13 protein-coding genes and 1 tRNA gene are annotated in these 14,461 nt (G+C 55.2%); all 14 read right to left on the bottom strand.

Going from position 1 to position 14,461, the window contains the following annotated elements; translation table 11 throughout:
• Positions 1 to 20: 20 nt before the first annotated feature.
• Entirely contained in the window at positions 21 to 1,151 is a 1,131-nt protein-coding gene (gene rseP, locus J9777_RS03245) for an RIP metalloprotease RseP (RefSeq protein ID WP_245228490.1), read from the bottom strand.
• A gap of 1 nt (position 1,152) precedes the next feature.
• Positions 1,153 to 2,307, bottom strand: coding sequence for a 1-deoxy-D-xylulose-5-phosphate reductoisomerase (locus J9777_RS03240; RefSeq protein ID WP_209347343.1), 1,155 nt, complete (start codon positions 2,305 to 2,307; stop codon positions 1,153 to 1,155).
• On the bottom strand, positions 2,304 to 2,954 hold the full coding sequence (locus J9777_RS03235; protein WP_348631922.1) for a phosphatidate cytidylyltransferase: 651 nt from the start codon (positions 2,952 to 2,954) through the stop codon (positions 2,304 to 2,306). The genes J9777_RS03240 and J9777_RS03235 overlap by 4 nt, the downstream gene beginning before the upstream one ends.
• Before the next feature lie 16 nt (positions 2,955 to 2,970).
• Positions 2,971 to 3,645, bottom strand: a complete 675-nt coding sequence (gene uppS, locus J9777_RS03230) for a polyprenyl diphosphate synthase (protein ID WP_348631921.1) — start codon at positions 3,643 to 3,645, stop codon at positions 2,971 to 2,973.
• A gap of 25 nt (positions 3,646 to 3,670) precedes the next feature.
• A complete protein-coding gene (gene frr, locus J9777_RS03225) occupies positions 3,671 to 4,228 on the bottom strand; it encodes a ribosome recycling factor (protein ID WP_209347341.1) in 558 nt (185 codons plus the stop codon).
• 1 nt (position 4,229) lies between these two features.
• Complete coding sequence (gene pyrH, locus J9777_RS03220; protein WP_209347340.1) at positions 4,230 to 4,952, bottom strand: UMP kinase; 723 nt, start codon at positions 4,950 to 4,952, stop codon at positions 4,230 to 4,232.
• Positions 4,953 to 5,050: 98 nt separating this feature from the next.
• A complete protein-coding gene (locus J9777_RS03215) occupies positions 5,051 to 6,007 on the bottom strand; it encodes a hypothetical protein (protein WP_209347339.1) in 957 nt (318 codons plus the stop codon).
• Positions 6,008 to 6,294: 287 nt separating this feature from the next.
• Positions 6,295 to 7,221, bottom strand: a complete 927-nt coding sequence (gene tsf, locus J9777_RS03210) for a translation elongation factor Ts (RefSeq protein ID WP_209347338.1) — start codon at positions 7,219 to 7,221, stop codon at positions 6,295 to 6,297.
• Between the two features lie 155 nt (positions 7,222 to 7,376).
• Complete coding sequence (gene rpsB, locus J9777_RS03205; RefSeq protein WP_209347337.1) at positions 7,377 to 8,120, bottom strand: 30S ribosomal protein S2; 744 nt, start codon at positions 8,118 to 8,120, stop codon at positions 7,377 to 7,379.
• Between the two features lie 561 nt (positions 8,121 to 8,681).
• Positions 8,682 to 9,497 carry a phosphatidylcholine/phosphatidylserine synthase gene (locus tag J9777_RS03200; RefSeq protein WP_209347336.1) on the bottom strand — a complete coding sequence of 272 codons (816 nt, stop codon included), beginning with the start codon at positions 9,495 to 9,497 and terminating at the stop codon, positions 8,682 to 8,684.
• Positions 9,494 to 10,246: a phosphatidylserine decarboxylase gene (locus J9777_RS03195; protein WP_209347335.1), complete on the bottom strand. Its 753-nt coding sequence runs from the start codon at positions 10,244 to 10,246 to the stop codon at positions 9,494 to 9,496. The genes J9777_RS03200 and J9777_RS03195 overlap by 4 nt, the downstream gene beginning before the upstream one ends.
• Before the next feature lie 50 nt (positions 10,247 to 10,296).
• On the bottom strand, positions 10,297 to 11,427 hold the full coding sequence (locus J9777_RS03190; RefSeq protein WP_209347334.1) for a beta-ketoacyl-ACP synthase III: 1,131 nt from the start codon (positions 11,425 to 11,427) through the stop codon (positions 10,297 to 10,299).
• Positions 11,428 to 11,548: 121 nt separating this feature from the next.
• Positions 11,549 to 14,062: a TonB-dependent receptor gene (locus J9777_RS03185; protein ID WP_245228489.1), complete on the bottom strand. Its 2,514-nt coding sequence runs from the start codon at positions 14,060 to 14,062 to the stop codon at positions 11,549 to 11,551.
• 280 nt (positions 14,063 to 14,342) lie between these two features.
• A tRNA-Tyr gene (locus J9777_RS03180) sits at positions 14,343 to 14,428 on the bottom strand.
• Positions 14,429 to 14,461 lie beyond the last annotated feature (33 nt).

Raw genomic sequence — 14,461 nt, 5'->3', positions numbered from 1 at the left:
CATCGATCTGCGCCTCAGTCCTAAATGAACAGCGACACCACATCGTTTGCCGTCACAAAGATCATCAACATCAATACCAATGCGACGCCTGTGCGATAGGCCCATTCAGTGCCGACAGGACCCACCGGTTTGCGCCGGATTGCCTCTGCCGCGTAGAAAGCCAAGTGCCCTCCGTCGAGAGCGGGGATTGGCAGCAAGTTGATGAATGCCAAATTAAGCGAGATCAGTGCGACGAAGAAGGTGAACTCGAACATCCCTAGGCTGAGCTGCTCGCCAGAATATTTGGCAATCTTAATCGGACCGCCAAGTTCGCGTACCGATCTGGCACCCGTCAATATCTGCTTGATACCCGTGACCATCATATCGGCGATCATCAAGCTTTGCGTGACCGCTAGCGAAGTCGCTTCGATTGGACCGACCGGTTCAAAGACACGTTCGAAAGGCTCCGGCGCAATGCCAATCCTGCCGACCTTGGATTCGTTGCCGAAACGGTCTTTCTCTTGGAAACTGCCAATCGTGACGGGAACCGTGGTGACATCGCCGCCGCGCGAATAGGAGATATCGACTGTTTCGCCCGGATACAGCGCGATGCTGCGCTGCAAGTGGCGGAAGTCAGTCAATGTTTCGTCATTCACTGCAACGATTTTGTCGCCAACCTCGAGACCAGCTTCGCGAGCAGCAGAGACCTCGGCGAAACTCGCGATAATATTTTGCTGTGCGGGATCAGCTGGCAGAGCCTTTCCGTAGATCATCGAGAATGCAGCAAATATGCCGAGTGCCACAAGAATGTTCGTCACCGGACCGGCCAGCACAATCAATGCCCGCTTCCACAAGGCTGCATGGTGAAAACTGCCGTCGCGTTCTTCGGGAGACAATCCTTCCAGAGCATCCGCATCGGGAATGCTGGCGGGATTCATGTCGCCTCGGAACTGGACATAACCACCAATCGGTAGAGCAGAAAGTTTCCAACGGGTGCCGTGCTTGTCCGTCCGGCCGACCAACTCTTTGCCGAAACCAACAGAAAAAGCGTCCGCCTTCACGCCGAACCAGCGACCGACCAGATAGTGACCCAGCTCATGCACGGTGACCAGTGGTCCCAAAACGAGCAGGAAGCCCAGGATCATCATCCAGATTGGTACAGATTCGAACAAGTCAGCTTCTCTCCAGAACTTCCGCAGCGCGCGTTCTTGCGTCGCTATCGACCGTCAGCACCTCTTCCAAGGTGCTTGGTGCGGCCTGTATATCGTTATTGAGGGTTTCCGCCACTATTGCCGCGATCTGCGTGAACCCTATCTGACCAGCTAGAAACGCCGCGACCGCCACTTCATTCGCGGCATTGAGTGTGGCCGGGGCTGCTCCACCCGCATGAACCGCCTCGCGCGCCAGCTTGGTCGCGGGAAAGCGTTCTTCGTCGGGCGCAAAGAAGCTGAGCTCACCAATCGCAGGCAAATCAAGCGGTTCGCAGCCGGTGCTCATACGTTTGGGCCATGCCAGGCACGATGCAATAGGCACTTTCATATCCGACGGGCCAAGTTGCGCGAGTGTCGATCCGTCGCGGTACTCAACCATCGAATGGATCACGCTTTGCGGGTGAACCACCATTCGCAAATGATCGAGGCCAACGGGAAAAAGGTGATGCGCCTCGATAAATTCGAGGCCTTTGTTCATCATTGTCGCCGAATCGACGCTGATTTTCGCGCCCATATCCCAATTGGGATGCGCGACAGCCTGTTCGGGCGTTGCTGCCTCAAGCTGCGCCTGTGTCCATTCGCGGAACGGCCCGCCGCTGGCTGTAAGCGTGATCCAGCGGACTTCCTCAATGTTATTGCCCTGAAGGCATTGGAAAATCGCATTGTGCTCGGAATCGACCGGCAGCAGCGTCGCACCATGTTTCGCGACGGCAGCTGTCATCACATCGCCCGCCGAGACCAGTGCTTCCTTATTGGCGAGCGCGATGGTGCCGCCCTGCTCTATCGCCGCCATTACCGGCGCAAGACCCGCGCAACCGACAATCGCCGCCACGGTCATATCAACTGAACGTGCAGCCGCATCGCACAGCGTCTGCGCGCCGCCAGCTGCCTCGATGGAAGTGCCTGATAGAGCCTCGCGCAGATCGGCAAGGCAGGCTTCGTCGCCCACCACCGCAATCTCAGCGTCAAACTCGATAGCCAGCTTCGCTAGCTCTGCTGCACTGCAATTCGCAGTAAGCGCCACAACCCGCCACTTATCCCGCTCCCGCCGGATCAGATCAAGCGTAGATGCGCCGACTGAACCGGTTGCACCGAGGATGGAAATTGTTCGGGTCATGGATGCATCGCCCACAGTGGCAAAGCGGCAATGGCCACGGGCAGCATCCCGTCGATCCGGTCAAACACACCGCCATGGCCAGGAATTAGATTTGAACTGTCTTTCATTCCCGCTTTCCGTTTGAGCCAACTCTCGAAGAAGTCACCACATTGAGCGAGTATAGCCAAGGTCGCACCTATGGCTGCAGCAACACCAACCATGAGTGAAAACCGTATTTCACCGACATTGTATAAGAAGAACGAGGCTGAAACGACTCCAGCCAGAATCATCCCGCCAATCAATCCAGCCCAAGTCTTGGAAGGGCTGATCTTCGGCGCAATCTTCGGACCGCCAATGGCGCGTCCGCTAAAATATGCACCGACGTCGGTGGCAATGACCACCGCGATAACGCCCAGCAGCACTGCAGGTGGCAAATTCGCCAAAGAGAAGCCTGCCAAGCCGATATAGGCCGCGCCCCCCACCACTCCGATGGTTTGCGCCGTACCCGAACCAAAAGCACCCCGAACAAGACGGATAAGCTCAAACAAACATATCCCGGCGACAAGTGCCACAAAAGCGTACCAGACCCAGCCACCAAGCCATAACGCTGCACCGGCAATCGCAACCATCACAATCGCGGACGCCACCCGCACTGGCAGGTCAGACACCTTCTTTTCTATCGCCTCACCGTCCGCCAAAGCGTCGCTCCCGGTCGGCGAAATCGTCGAGCGCTTGTTGCAGATGGTCAGGCGTGAAATCAGGCCACAGAACATCGACAAACGCCATCTCCGAATAGGCGCATTGCCACAGCAGGAAGTTCGACAGGCGAACCTCTCCGCTGGTGCGGATCAGCAGGTCGAGCGGCGGAAGATCAGCGGTGTAGAGGTTTGCGGCGATACCCTCTTCAGTCACCGGGCCCTGCTCAGCAGCCTTGGCTGCAGCTTGCACGATTTCCTGCTGCGAACCGTAATTCAGTGCGACCGCCAGAATACGCGAGCCGCCGGAGGTTTTCTCCAGCGCATCCTCAAGCTGCGCAACGATGTCGGGCGCGAGCGCCTTGTAGTCGCCGACAATCTTGAGGCGCACATCATTGGCGATAAATTCGGGCAGATCGGATTTGACAAACTTGCGCAGCAAATTCATCAAATCGCCGACTTCTTCCTCGGGCCGTTTCCAGTTTTCGGAGGAGAATGCATAGAGCGTCAGGCAATCGATCCCCATAGGTTCGACACTGCGCACCAGCTTGCGCACGGCCTCGACACCTTGCCGGTGGCCCATCGCGCGCGGCAACATCTTGCGCTTCGCCCAGCGGCCATTGCCATCCATAATAATGGCGACGTGTTTGGCCTGCGTACTCACTTTGAAAATCCCCCGAGCGATCCGATCACTGGGTCATGATTTCTTTTTCTTTGGCTTCAGCCGCGGTGTCGCATTCGGCGACGAATTTGTCGGTCAGCTTCTGGACCTCATCCTCGGACCGCTTGCGCTCGTCTTCGGAGATTTCCTTCTTCTTCTCGTCTTCTTTCAGCGCTTCCATGCCGTCACGGCGGACATTCCGGATCGCGATCTTCGCGTTCTCGGCATATTTGCCCGCGAGTTTCGCCAGATCCTTACGGCGTTCCTCGGTCAGATCGGGCATCGGCAGGCGCAATGTCTGGCCATCGATCATCGGGTTCAGGCCCAGATTAGCGTGAGCAATGCCCTTCTCAACCGCTGCCATGTTCGACTTGTCCCACACTTGCACCGTCAGCAAGCGGGGTTCTGGCGCGGACACGGTTGCGACCTGATTAAGCGGCATCATCGCGCCATACACTTCGCACACCACCGGATCGAGCAATGTCGTATTTGCCCGGCCAGTGCGCAGACCGCCAAGATCGCTTTTCAGCGACTCTACCGCACCATTCATGCGCCGCTCTATGTCGGCTTTGTCGTACTTTGCCATCTTAGGCTTCCTCTCTCACAACTGTCTGGACGGCGTTGCCATCGATCACTTTTGCTACGTTGCCTTTCTCTCTAATCGAGAAGACGACAATGGGAATGCTGTTTTCGCGGCACAGCGCGACGGCGGTCGCATCCATCACTTTCAAATTGTCATTCAGCACGCGGCTAAAGGTAATTTCGTCGAAGCGCTTGGCATCGGCGTTTTTCTTCGGGTCGCTGTCATACACGCCGTCAACGCTGGTTCCTTTGAGCAGAGCATCGCAGTTCATCTCAGCCGCGCGCAACGCCGCGCCGGTATCGGTCGTGAAGAACGGGTTGCCCGTGCCCGCTGCAAAAATAACGATACGTCCCTTTTCAAGGTGACGCTCTGCCCGGCGGCGAATGTAGGGCTCGCACACCGAAGACATCGGAATGGCTGACTGTACACGTGTAGGCACACCGGCTTGCTCCAACGCATTCTGCATCGCCAGCGCATTCATCACCGTCGCCAGCATACCCATGTAATCGCCCGTAGTCCGGTCGAGCCCGCGCGCAGCCCCCGCGACCCCGCGGAAAATATTCCCGCCGCCAATAACCAGGCAGATTTCAAGACCCGTATTCTTGGCCGCCTTCACTTCCTCAGCCAGCCGCGCGACATAGGCCGGATCGATCCCGTAATCCTGATCCCCCATCAACACCTCGCCCGAAAGTTTCAGCAGGACACGGTTGTATTTTTGGTCAGACATAGGTCAGAAGAATCCGAATGATGTGAGGTTGCCGCTGTCCTTATACGCACGCGCCCACGGGCGCAAAGGGAAAGGGGCTGTTGCACCCCTAGGCTACGCTAGGTGCAATCCAAATAACTATTCGAGTCTATCTCAATATCGCCATTTCTAATATCTTCCCAAGATAGATCGCGTTGGCCTGGCCCGTACAAATCCTCGGAGCGTTGAAAGTGCCACATCGCACGCGAATAGTGCTTCCGTGTGTCCCCCTCGATTTCATAGATGACGATAGAAATGAGGCAGAGGTTAGTATGACTACTCTCGTCCCAATTGAACGAACTACACGACAGTCCGCTTGCGGTTTGACCTCCGCTTAGTTGACGGCCAGGCATTAGCGTCAAGCCGCCGCCGGACTTTATCATGGTTCGAAACAGATCGTTAAAGTCTTCAGTAATACTCGCCCCAGTGCCGCTTCGCAGGCGCGACATGCGGTAGACCTTGGTGGCGATTGATCGGCCAATGTTACTAAAATGACTGCTTGTACTAATGAAAATTCGATCTTGAGGCCGACCTTCGATCCTGTACTCTGGCTCAATATCGATCCACGCGCGTTGGGAGGATGCAGTCAACCTGTTCGCCTCGACCATTGCCGCTGTCGCCTCGCTTGTATCCTCGACAGCCTTTAAGGTCGCATCTAACGTGCGTTTTACGAACCAGACACCAAGTGCTGTGATTATCGCTGTAAAAGCGGCAACCAACGTCATGATAGCTGCCCAAAACGTCATACCCTGTTGGGCTTTCAAGTCTTCTTGGCCCAGCCGATCGTCGAGGCTATTTCGAATTGCTTCATCAATGCAAGTCGGTAAGTTTAGAGCCTGCTGTGCTTTGCAACGTTCTCTTGCGTCTACAAGCTGCTCGTTCGACGGCGCACTGGTGAACTTATAGCGTCGTTCTTGTTCCACGCCCTGCCCGAATGCGATAACGGCCGTGATGGTGACGACAATGACGATGGCCATTACTACCGATAGAACACGGCCAATTTCACTTCGAGCTTCGGTAACCTTTTCATCCGGCATGGACCGTATCTATCACTCCTTGCATCAGTAGATGGATACACTCGCCGAGACTTGAATTTTAAACAATACGCCTCGATCATTTTCCTACATCGCAAACCCGCGCTAGCGTCGCATCCGGCTCTTTGAAAATCGCATCCAACCCAATGAGAGGCTTGTTCTATGGAACGAGCTCAACGCCGGATGTACTTCATCAACTAACTCGTGCGACTCGGACGGCAGATACAATTCGGCCGCCGAACCCGTGAAGGTCCGACGGCCGTAATTGTTAGCCGATCTTGCGAAAGGGCTTACCCGCCGACAGCAGCCGCAACCTCTGCCGCGAAATCGCTTTCTTCTTTCTCGATGCCTTCACCGAGTTGGAAGCGGACATAGTCCTTCAGGACGATTTCCGAACCGGCGTCTTTGCCAGCTTTGGCAACAACGTCTGCGATCGGGGTTTTGTTGTCCATCACGAACAGCTGGCTGAGCAGAGCGTTTTCTTTGGCGAATTTCTTCACCGCGCCTTCAACCATTTTCTCCTGCACGTTTTCAGGCTTGCCGCTTTCGGCAGCTTTCTCTGCCGCAATCGAACGTTCACGATCGAGCATGTCAGCGTCGAGGCCGTCTGCGTTCAGCGCCTGCGGGAATGCCGCAGCGATGTGCATGGCGAGTTGCTTGCCCAATGGAGCAAGAACGTCTTCGCCGGCTTCGCTTTCCAGAGCGACCAGAACGCCGATCTTACCGAGGCCGTCAGCCGCAGCGTTGTGGACGTAAGGAACGACAACGCCGTTATCGACCGAAACGGTCTTCATGCGGCGGACCTGCTGGTTCTCACCAATGGTTGCGATGTTGTCGGTCAGCTTGTCGCCAACGGTGCCGCCCGAAGGGTATGCAGCCGCTTTGAGAGCTTCGACATCATCACCATCCACGCCAAGCGCGGCAGTGGTCGTGCTGCGGACAAAGTCCTGGAATTGTTCGTTCTTCGCAACGAAATCCGTTTCGGAGTTCACTTCAACAGATACGCCTTTGGTGCCATCGACAGCGACGCCGACAAGACCTTCAGCAGCCGTACGGCTCGATTTCTTCTGTGCGGTCGCGAGGCCTTTGGCGCGCAGAGCGTCAACCGCAGCCTCGATGTCGCCACCAGCTTCGGTCAGCGCCTTCTTTGCGTCCATCATGCCCGCGCCGGTTTTTTCACGCAGTGTTTTAACGTCAGCGACTGAAATTCCAGCCATTGCTTTGTCCTTTCAAAAATATGCGCTGCCGGACCCGCTTGTTTCACCCAAGATCGGGATGCGGAATGTCCGGCGCGCTAGTTCGCGTCCATTACGGGAATGTGACGCTGAGATCGTGATTAAAGCCAGAGCTTCAAGTGCCCGGGCTTCAAGTCTTACGCTTCGGCTGGAGGCTCAGCCATTGCGCCAACATCGACACCGGAGTCAGCAACTTTGCCGCCCTTGCCCGATACAGCTGCTTCGGCAATCGCATCGCAATACATGCGTACTGCGCGGCTTGCATCGTCATTGGCCGGAACGGGGAATGCGATGCCCGAAGGATCAACATTAGTGTCGAGCACGGCCACAACCGGAATACCCAGAACGTTGGCTTCCTTAATCGCCAGCTCTTCCTTGTTGGCGTCGATCACGAACATGACATCAGGGATGCCGTTCATGTCACGAATACCGCCAAGCGAGAGTTCCAGCTTGTCACGCTCACGTGTCAGCTGCAGAACTTCTTTCTTGGTCAGACCAGACGTCTCGCCCGAAAGCTGCTCTTCAAGAGTCTTGAGGCGCTTGATCGACTGGCTGATGGTCTTCCAGTTGGTCAGCATGCCGCCGAGCCAACGGTGGTTGACGAAGTGCTGGCCCGATGCCTTGGCAGCCTCTGCGATAGGCTCTTGTGCCTGACGCTTGGTACCAACGAACAGAACCTTACCGCCCGAACGGACAGTCGATTCAACAAAGTCGAGCGCACGTGCGAACAAAGGCACAGTCTGCGACAGGTCGATAATGTGAACACCGTTACGCGCGCCGAAAATATACGGCTTCATGCGCGGGTTCCAACGGTGGGTCTGGTGACCGAAATGCGCTCCGGCTTCGATCAATTGCTGCATTGAGACGGTAGGTGCCGCCATAAGTAAATTCCTTCCGGTTGTTCCTCTGGGAAGCTGGAACCGAGCGGAGATCCCGCAATGGCACCGGTATGAGTGCTTCCCATGTGAATTTCCGCCTGTCCGAACGACCGATGATTCGACCGTCTTCGTTGCGGATGCGGCCCTTTAGCGAGGCGAAATGTAGAAATCTACCCAGAAATCACAATTCCGCCCTTCACCGAGGTGAAATAGCACTTGACTGACGAGAACATATAGTGAACATGTGCGTTTAACGGATCAATTGTGAAACCAAATCCGTTGTCGGAGCGTACTCAGTTTATCCACAGCATGCCAACAGGCACCTGTGCAAAAGATTAGGACATACAAAAATGCTCGCCTTTGCTTTGATCTCTCTATTTGCCATCACGTCGGCTGTCGTCGTGATATCGCTTAGCGACAGTTTCATTCGCGGCGCGCGCGCATTCAAACAATTGAGCCGCGCCGCGAAGTTGGAGAATCGGGATTATGCTGAGTCGGTACAAGCGGCAGCTTTGCGCCCAAGCACCGTGATCACGCGCCAGCTTGTGGCGCGCTGCAATTATACTAAGGTTTCGCGTTCGCTGCCCGTTGCCGCTTGATCCGGCTGTAACGGATTAGGCCCCAAGGCATGAGTGCCAGATAACCGATCGAGATTGCTGCAATCGTCCACCACGGCTCCAACAGCATCGCAGCAAACAGCAATCCGACAAAGGCAATCACTTCCAAACGGAACTGACGGCGCGGCCTGATCGAGGTCCAACTGAGCGTCGCAATGTTGGAAATCATCAAAAACGCAATTCCCACCATCCATATCGCGTTGACCCAAGGCAGACGGAACTCTTCCAGACCTGTCGCCATCCATAGGTAGAACGGCAAGAACGCCAGCCCCGCCCCAACCGGCGCGGGAATACCTGTCAAAAAGCCAGCCGATTTATGTGGCTGCTCGTCAGTATCGATCTGGGCATTGAACCGTGCGAGGCGCAAAGCGCAGCAAATTGCAAATGCAAGCGAAGCAAACCAACCTAGGCGCGGAAGGTCCTGCAGCGTCCAAAGATAGAATATGATCGCGGGTGCCATGCCGAAGGACAGAGAGTCTGCCAAACTGTCTAGCTCCGCACCGAAACGCGACTGCCCTTTGAGCAAACGCGCAATCCGCCCGTCAATTCCATCGAGCACACCAGCGAGAATTATCGCAAACACCGCCAACGACCAGTCGCCCGAGATCGCGAATTTGATACCAGTCAGCCCAGAACACAGTGCCGCTGCAGTAATTGCGTTCGGGACCACTGTTCGCAGCGCGAGCCCCCGGTTTGACCTTCCAGCTTCGACAGGTTCATCCTCGGCGGATTTCGGTCCAACGCGCGGGCGATCATCACTCATTGCGAAACGCCTTCGATAAGGTTCTGCTGTCCAAGTTCCGCAAGCACCGTCTCACCCGCAACGGTTTTTTGTCCAAGCAGCACTTTAGATGCAGTACCGGCCGGCAGATAGACATCTACGCGGCTGCCAAAGCGGATAAGTCCAACGCGCTGCCCCGTTGCAACGATATCGCCGGGCTTTACGAACGGAATAATCCGCCGTGCGACCAATCCGGCAATCTGCGTAAATCCAACCAGCATACCGTCGGTCCGTTCGACCAGAATATGCTGCCGTTCGTTTTCTTCGCTCGCCTTGTCGAGATCTGCGCTCATAAACTTGCCCGGCATATAGACGAGGCGCTTCACCACACCGCCAATCGGCGTACGGTTAATGTGTACATCAAATACACTCATAAAGATGGAAATGCGCGTCACCGGTCCGGCGGGCAGTCCCAGCTGCCCCGCTCCGTCATCGCCAACCAGTTCAGCCGGCGGTTCAACGGTTATAATCTGAGAGACCAATCCGTCAGCAGGCGCGACAATCGCGTTTTCATCTTGCGGTACGACCCGCTCTGGATCCCGGAAGAATGCGAAAATACCGCCTGCCAGCGCGAGCAGCGGCCAGCCAATCAATTCCAGATCGAAAAGGAAAATTGTGACGAGCGCGATACCCGCCGCGGCAACGCCGAACTTGCGCCCCTCTGGATGAATCGACGGCCATTGCCAATTCGCTTCACCGCGCCCCTGATTGTCGAGAATTTCACCTGCCATGGCGTTCACCTAGGCGGTTGCACCGATCCAAACAAGCCGCGTGCAAGGGGTCAATTAACCTTACGCACGAACACCGTTCCGGCAGAATATCCCGCTCCGAAGCTGCAAATCAGACCAGTATCGTTCGCTTTCAAATCTTTACTGTGCAGATGGAAGGCGATGATCGAACCGGCACTGGAGGTATTGCCATAGGTATCGAGCACTGTCGGACTCTCGTCCTCATTCGCCTCATGCCCCAACACACGATGCGCAATAAGCCGATTCATTCCGGTATTGGCTTGGTGTAGCCATAAACGCCGGATGGACTCCGGATCGACACCCAATCGTTCCGCTTCTTCGACAATCATACTGGCGACCATCGGGACGACTTCTTTGAAAACCTTGCGCCCTTCCTGAACGAACAATTTGTCAGCTTTGCCTTCCCCTTCAGGACTCGCCCGATTGAGGAAGCCAAAATTGTTGCGGATATTGTTTGAGAACACAGTCTTCAGCTTGGTGCCGAGAATGTCCCAATGCTCTTCCGGAGCAATTGCAGCGTCCTCGACCAATACGGCGGTTGCTACATCGCCAAAGATAAAGTGACTGTCGCGGTCCCGCCAGTTTAGGTGGCCGCTGGTAATTTCAGGGCTTACCACGAGTACCGATTTCGCATTGCCCGCGCGGATATAGTCTGCGGCTGTTTGTATGCCGAAAGTCGCCGATGAACACGCAACATTCATATCAAAGCCAAAACCATTAATACCAAGCGCTTGCTGAATTTCGATAGCCATCGCCGGATAGCCGCGTTCCATATTCGACGCCGCACATAATACCGCGTCAACATCTTTAACGTCGCGGCCAGCTGTCTCAAGCGCTTGCTTGGCGGCCCTCACGCCGATTTCTGCCATCATCGACAGCTCATCATTGCTACGTTCTGGCCAACGTGGCGACATCGTATCGATATCGAGTACTGGCTCCTTCGCCATCACGTGCCGCGCCTTGATGCCGCTGGCTTTTTCAATGAACTCGACCGAACTTGGCGCAAGCGCTTCCACTTCACCGGCTTCAATTGCATCGGCGTTATCGATATTGAACTTGGCGACATAAGCATTGAAGCTCTCAACCAGTTCTGCGTTGGAAATGCTCTCGGCCGGAGTGAACAGGCCGGTGGAGGAAATGACGGGTTTATGCGTTGCTTTCATTCGGCCTAGCTAATGCCAGCCACGGCGCGGGGCAAGACTTCTCGCCAATCCCACCCACGCAAAAAGAAAGGGCCGCCTGCGCGAAGCAAGCGGCCCTTCCTGTGTTTTGTTGGCGCGAAGCTTAGAACTTCGAACGCAGCGTCACACCGTAGCTGCGTGGTTCCTGAGGGAACGCAGACCGCGAACCAGAACGCAGCACAGTGTTAAAAGTAACACCGCGCGTAATTTGGTTGGTCAGGTTCGTCGCGAACACTTCAACTGCCCAAATGTCATCCTGAGCGCCGATACCGGCACGCAGATTGATCTTGGTATTGCTGTCCTGAACATCGAACGGAACCAGCACTGGGTTGGCCAGACTTGCTGGGTCAATTGCCTGTGTCGAGGTCCGGCGGTCATCTTCGAAACGGATCTGACCCGAGAGGAAGAAGTCAAGGTAATTACCCAGATCCTTCTCATACGTCGCGCCCATGATCGCCACAATTTCCGGAGCGTTGGTCAGCGAGTTACCGCATAGCGATACAACGTTGAGCGACGTCTGCGTACCTGCGCAATCCTGCGGATAACGAGCACGTGTGTAAGTCACGCCGCTATTGATCGTCAGATTATCGCTAGGACGGACAACCGTCTCAATTTCGACACCAGTCGAGTTCGCTTTCGGCACGTTAAACGTAGTGAACTGCGCACCCGTGAATTCGAGAACTTGGAAGTTCTGGAACTCTTCGCGGAAGGCCGCAATGTTCAGAGTGACAGCACGATCAAGGAAGCGTGCCTTCAAACCAATCTCGTAGGCATCGACAGTTTCCGAAGCGAAGCGCGGATCAGCGCCGCCTGCGGCAGCCGTTGAATCGAGGTTAAAGCCGCCCGATTTGTAACCGTGCGTAAAGCTCGCATAGACATTCACCGGATCGGCAAATGCATAGCTGACTTTACCAGTGTAGATCAGTTCATTGTCTTCAAATGAAGAGTTGAACGTCCGCGGCAGCGGGAATACTGCTGCTTGCGGAAGATCTGCTGGTGCGGTGAAGGCGAAACAACCTGTACCGAACACATTGTTCACGAGAGCCGCCGGTACATTACCTGCGCCAATCGACGCGAGGATCGCCGGACACAGCGGATTGTTATTCGCACCTTGGGCGAACGAACCGTCCTTACTCTCATCCGAATAACGCAGACCAATGGTCAGTGCCAATGAGTCGGTAATGTTGAACGTGTTGTGCGTAAATACCGACCAGCTCTTGCTGTTCTGCGTGTATAGGTTGGTATTGGTTACACCGGCCGGATCAACACCGCCTGATAGAACAGTCAATGGATTGGCGCCAAAGGCGCCGCCTGTTGGCGCGAAGAACAACGCACCGATTAGCTCACCGTAATCCTGACCAAGCGAGAAATCGACCTGCTGGGCGATGTCTTCTTCAGAATAATATGCACCGACCAACCAGTTCAGTTTGCCGTCCATCGCATCGCCTTGCACGCGAAGCTCATGAGTCATTGTTTCGATGCCGACAATACCAGCGTCGACGTTGAACACGTCAATGCCAGAGAAGTCAGAATCGTACCGCTCGAAAGAGTCATACTCGCGGTAGGAACCGATATAAATCAGATCGGCATTCTCACCGAGCGGGATCTCGATCTCACCAGTGATACCCCATTGTTCCGAACTCGTAACCGGTTCGAAATTGGCAGTTGCAGTAAGATTGTCGATTGATGCTTCGGCTGCAGCGTTATCAAACGGATTGGTAGTGGTCCCGGGGACAGCCATGCCGCCTGTGGCACCCAAGCCGACTGCTGCAAACAGCCCAGCTGTTTCAACCGGCGATTGCAGAACTTCGATGGCTGCACCGAACGGTGCTTTGCTCTCAGCATAGTCAGCGATGATCCGACCACGGATGCCGCCTTCTGTTTCCCAGCCAAGCTGGCCACGAAGCAAATACTGATCAGAACCGTTCGATTCGCCAACACGGTTGCCAGCGCCATCGACGATTGTGACAAACCCGTCACGCTCACGATAAGCACCGGTTACGCGCAGCGCCAAAGTGTCTTGGACAAGCGGAACGTTGATCGCGCCTTGCAGGCTCAGCAGATCACGATTGCCGTATGTACCATTTACGAACCCGCCGAATTCGGAAAGATCAGGGCGAACATTGGTGATGTTCAAAGCACCAGCCGATGTGTTGCGGCCAAACAGAGTACCTTGCGGACCGCGAAGAACTTCAACCCGCTCTACATCAACAAATTCCGACAGAGCTACGCCGGGACGCGACTGATACGCACCGTCAACGAAGATACCAACTGCGCTTTCGAAGCCGATATTGTTCGATGTTGTACCAACACCGCGAATACGCAGCACGACCGAGCCAGATGATGTTTGTGCGTTCGATGTCGAAAAGCTCGGCGACACCTGAGTAATTTCCTGAACGTTCACGACGCCCTGCCGTTCAAGTTGAACCGGGCTAACCGCGGTAACCGCGATCGGAATATCTTGCACGTCTTCTGCGCGGCGGGTTGCCGTAACAAGGATCACATCCTCATCAACTGCACCTTCTTCCGCGCCATCGGTGTCATCCTGCGCGTGGGCAGTTCCGGCCATGCCGAAAGCGAGCGCAAATGCCGTCGAACTCAGTAGAGCTTTTTTCATCCTCTTCCCTTTTTATCACGCGCCCTATGTTGAGCGCTTTTTGTTCAAGAGCCATTTCCGCAAAACGGACCCAACTCATGTAATTATCAGGTAAAGCACAACCACATGACGACATACAACGCAATGCTGCAGTTTCAGCACGCAACTTTGCAACCGAGTGGCCAAAATGCATCAGTTTTTGCATTCGTATGCGTAGATGGCACTATCTAACGATAAGAACCGGCCAATTGTCGGGCTGCAAGCGCCACTGAGAAGGTGCCATTTTATGGAAGAGGGCAAGTGGTGGACAGGATAGGATTCGAACCTATGTACGCTTGCGCGGGCAGATTTACAGTCTGCTGCCTTTAACCACTCGGCCACCTGTCCACTGGCTTGCCTCTGGCGGGAAATCCCGCCGTG

Source organism: Pontixanthobacter sp. CEM42 (genome assembly GCF_017812015.1).
Taxonomy (GTDB): domain Bacteria; phylum Pseudomonadota; class Alphaproteobacteria; order Sphingomonadales; family Sphingomonadaceae; genus Pontixanthobacter.
The sequence above is the reverse complement of the archived record's forward strand: the minus strand, read 5'-3'. Positions and strand labels throughout refer to the sequence as shown.

Coding starts and splice junctions, on each gene's coding strand:
- frr (WP_209347341.1), bottom strand. CDS start 4,228: ATGGCAAAGTACGACAAAGCCGACATAGAGCGGCGCATGAATGGTGCG.
- J9777_RS03200 (WP_209347336.1), bottom strand. CDS start 9,497: ATGAGTGATGATCGCCCGCGCGTTGGACCGAAATCCGCCGAGGATGAA.
- pyrH (WP_209347340.1), bottom strand. CDS start 4,952: ATGTCTGACCAAAAATACAACCGTGTCCTGCTGAAACTTTCGGGCGAG.
- rpsB (WP_209347337.1), bottom strand. CDS start 8,120: ATGGCGGCACCTACCGTCTCAATGCAGCAATTGATCGAAGCCGGAGCG.
- J9777_RS03195 (WP_209347335.1), bottom strand. CDS start 10,246: ATGGCAGGTGAAATTCTCGACAATCAGGGGCGCGGTGAAGCGAATTGG.
- J9777_RS03185 (WP_245228489.1), bottom strand. CDS start 14,062: ATGAAAAAAGCTCTACTGAGTTCGACGGCATTTGCGCTCGCTTTCGGC.
- tsf (WP_209347338.1), bottom strand. CDS start 7,221: ATGGCTGGAATTTCAGTCGCTGACGTTAAAACACTGCGTGAAAAAACC.
- J9777_RS03215 (WP_209347339.1), bottom strand. CDS start 6,007: ATGCCGGATGAAAAGGTTACCGAAGCTCGAAGTGAAATTGGCCGTGTT.
- J9777_RS03240 (WP_209347343.1), bottom strand. CDS start 2,307: ATGACCCGAACAATTTCCATCCTCGGTGCAACCGGTTCAGTCGGCGCA.
- J9777_RS03190 (WP_209347334.1), bottom strand. CDS start 11,427: ATGAAAGCAACGCATAAACCCGTCATTTCCTCCACCGGCCTGTTCACT.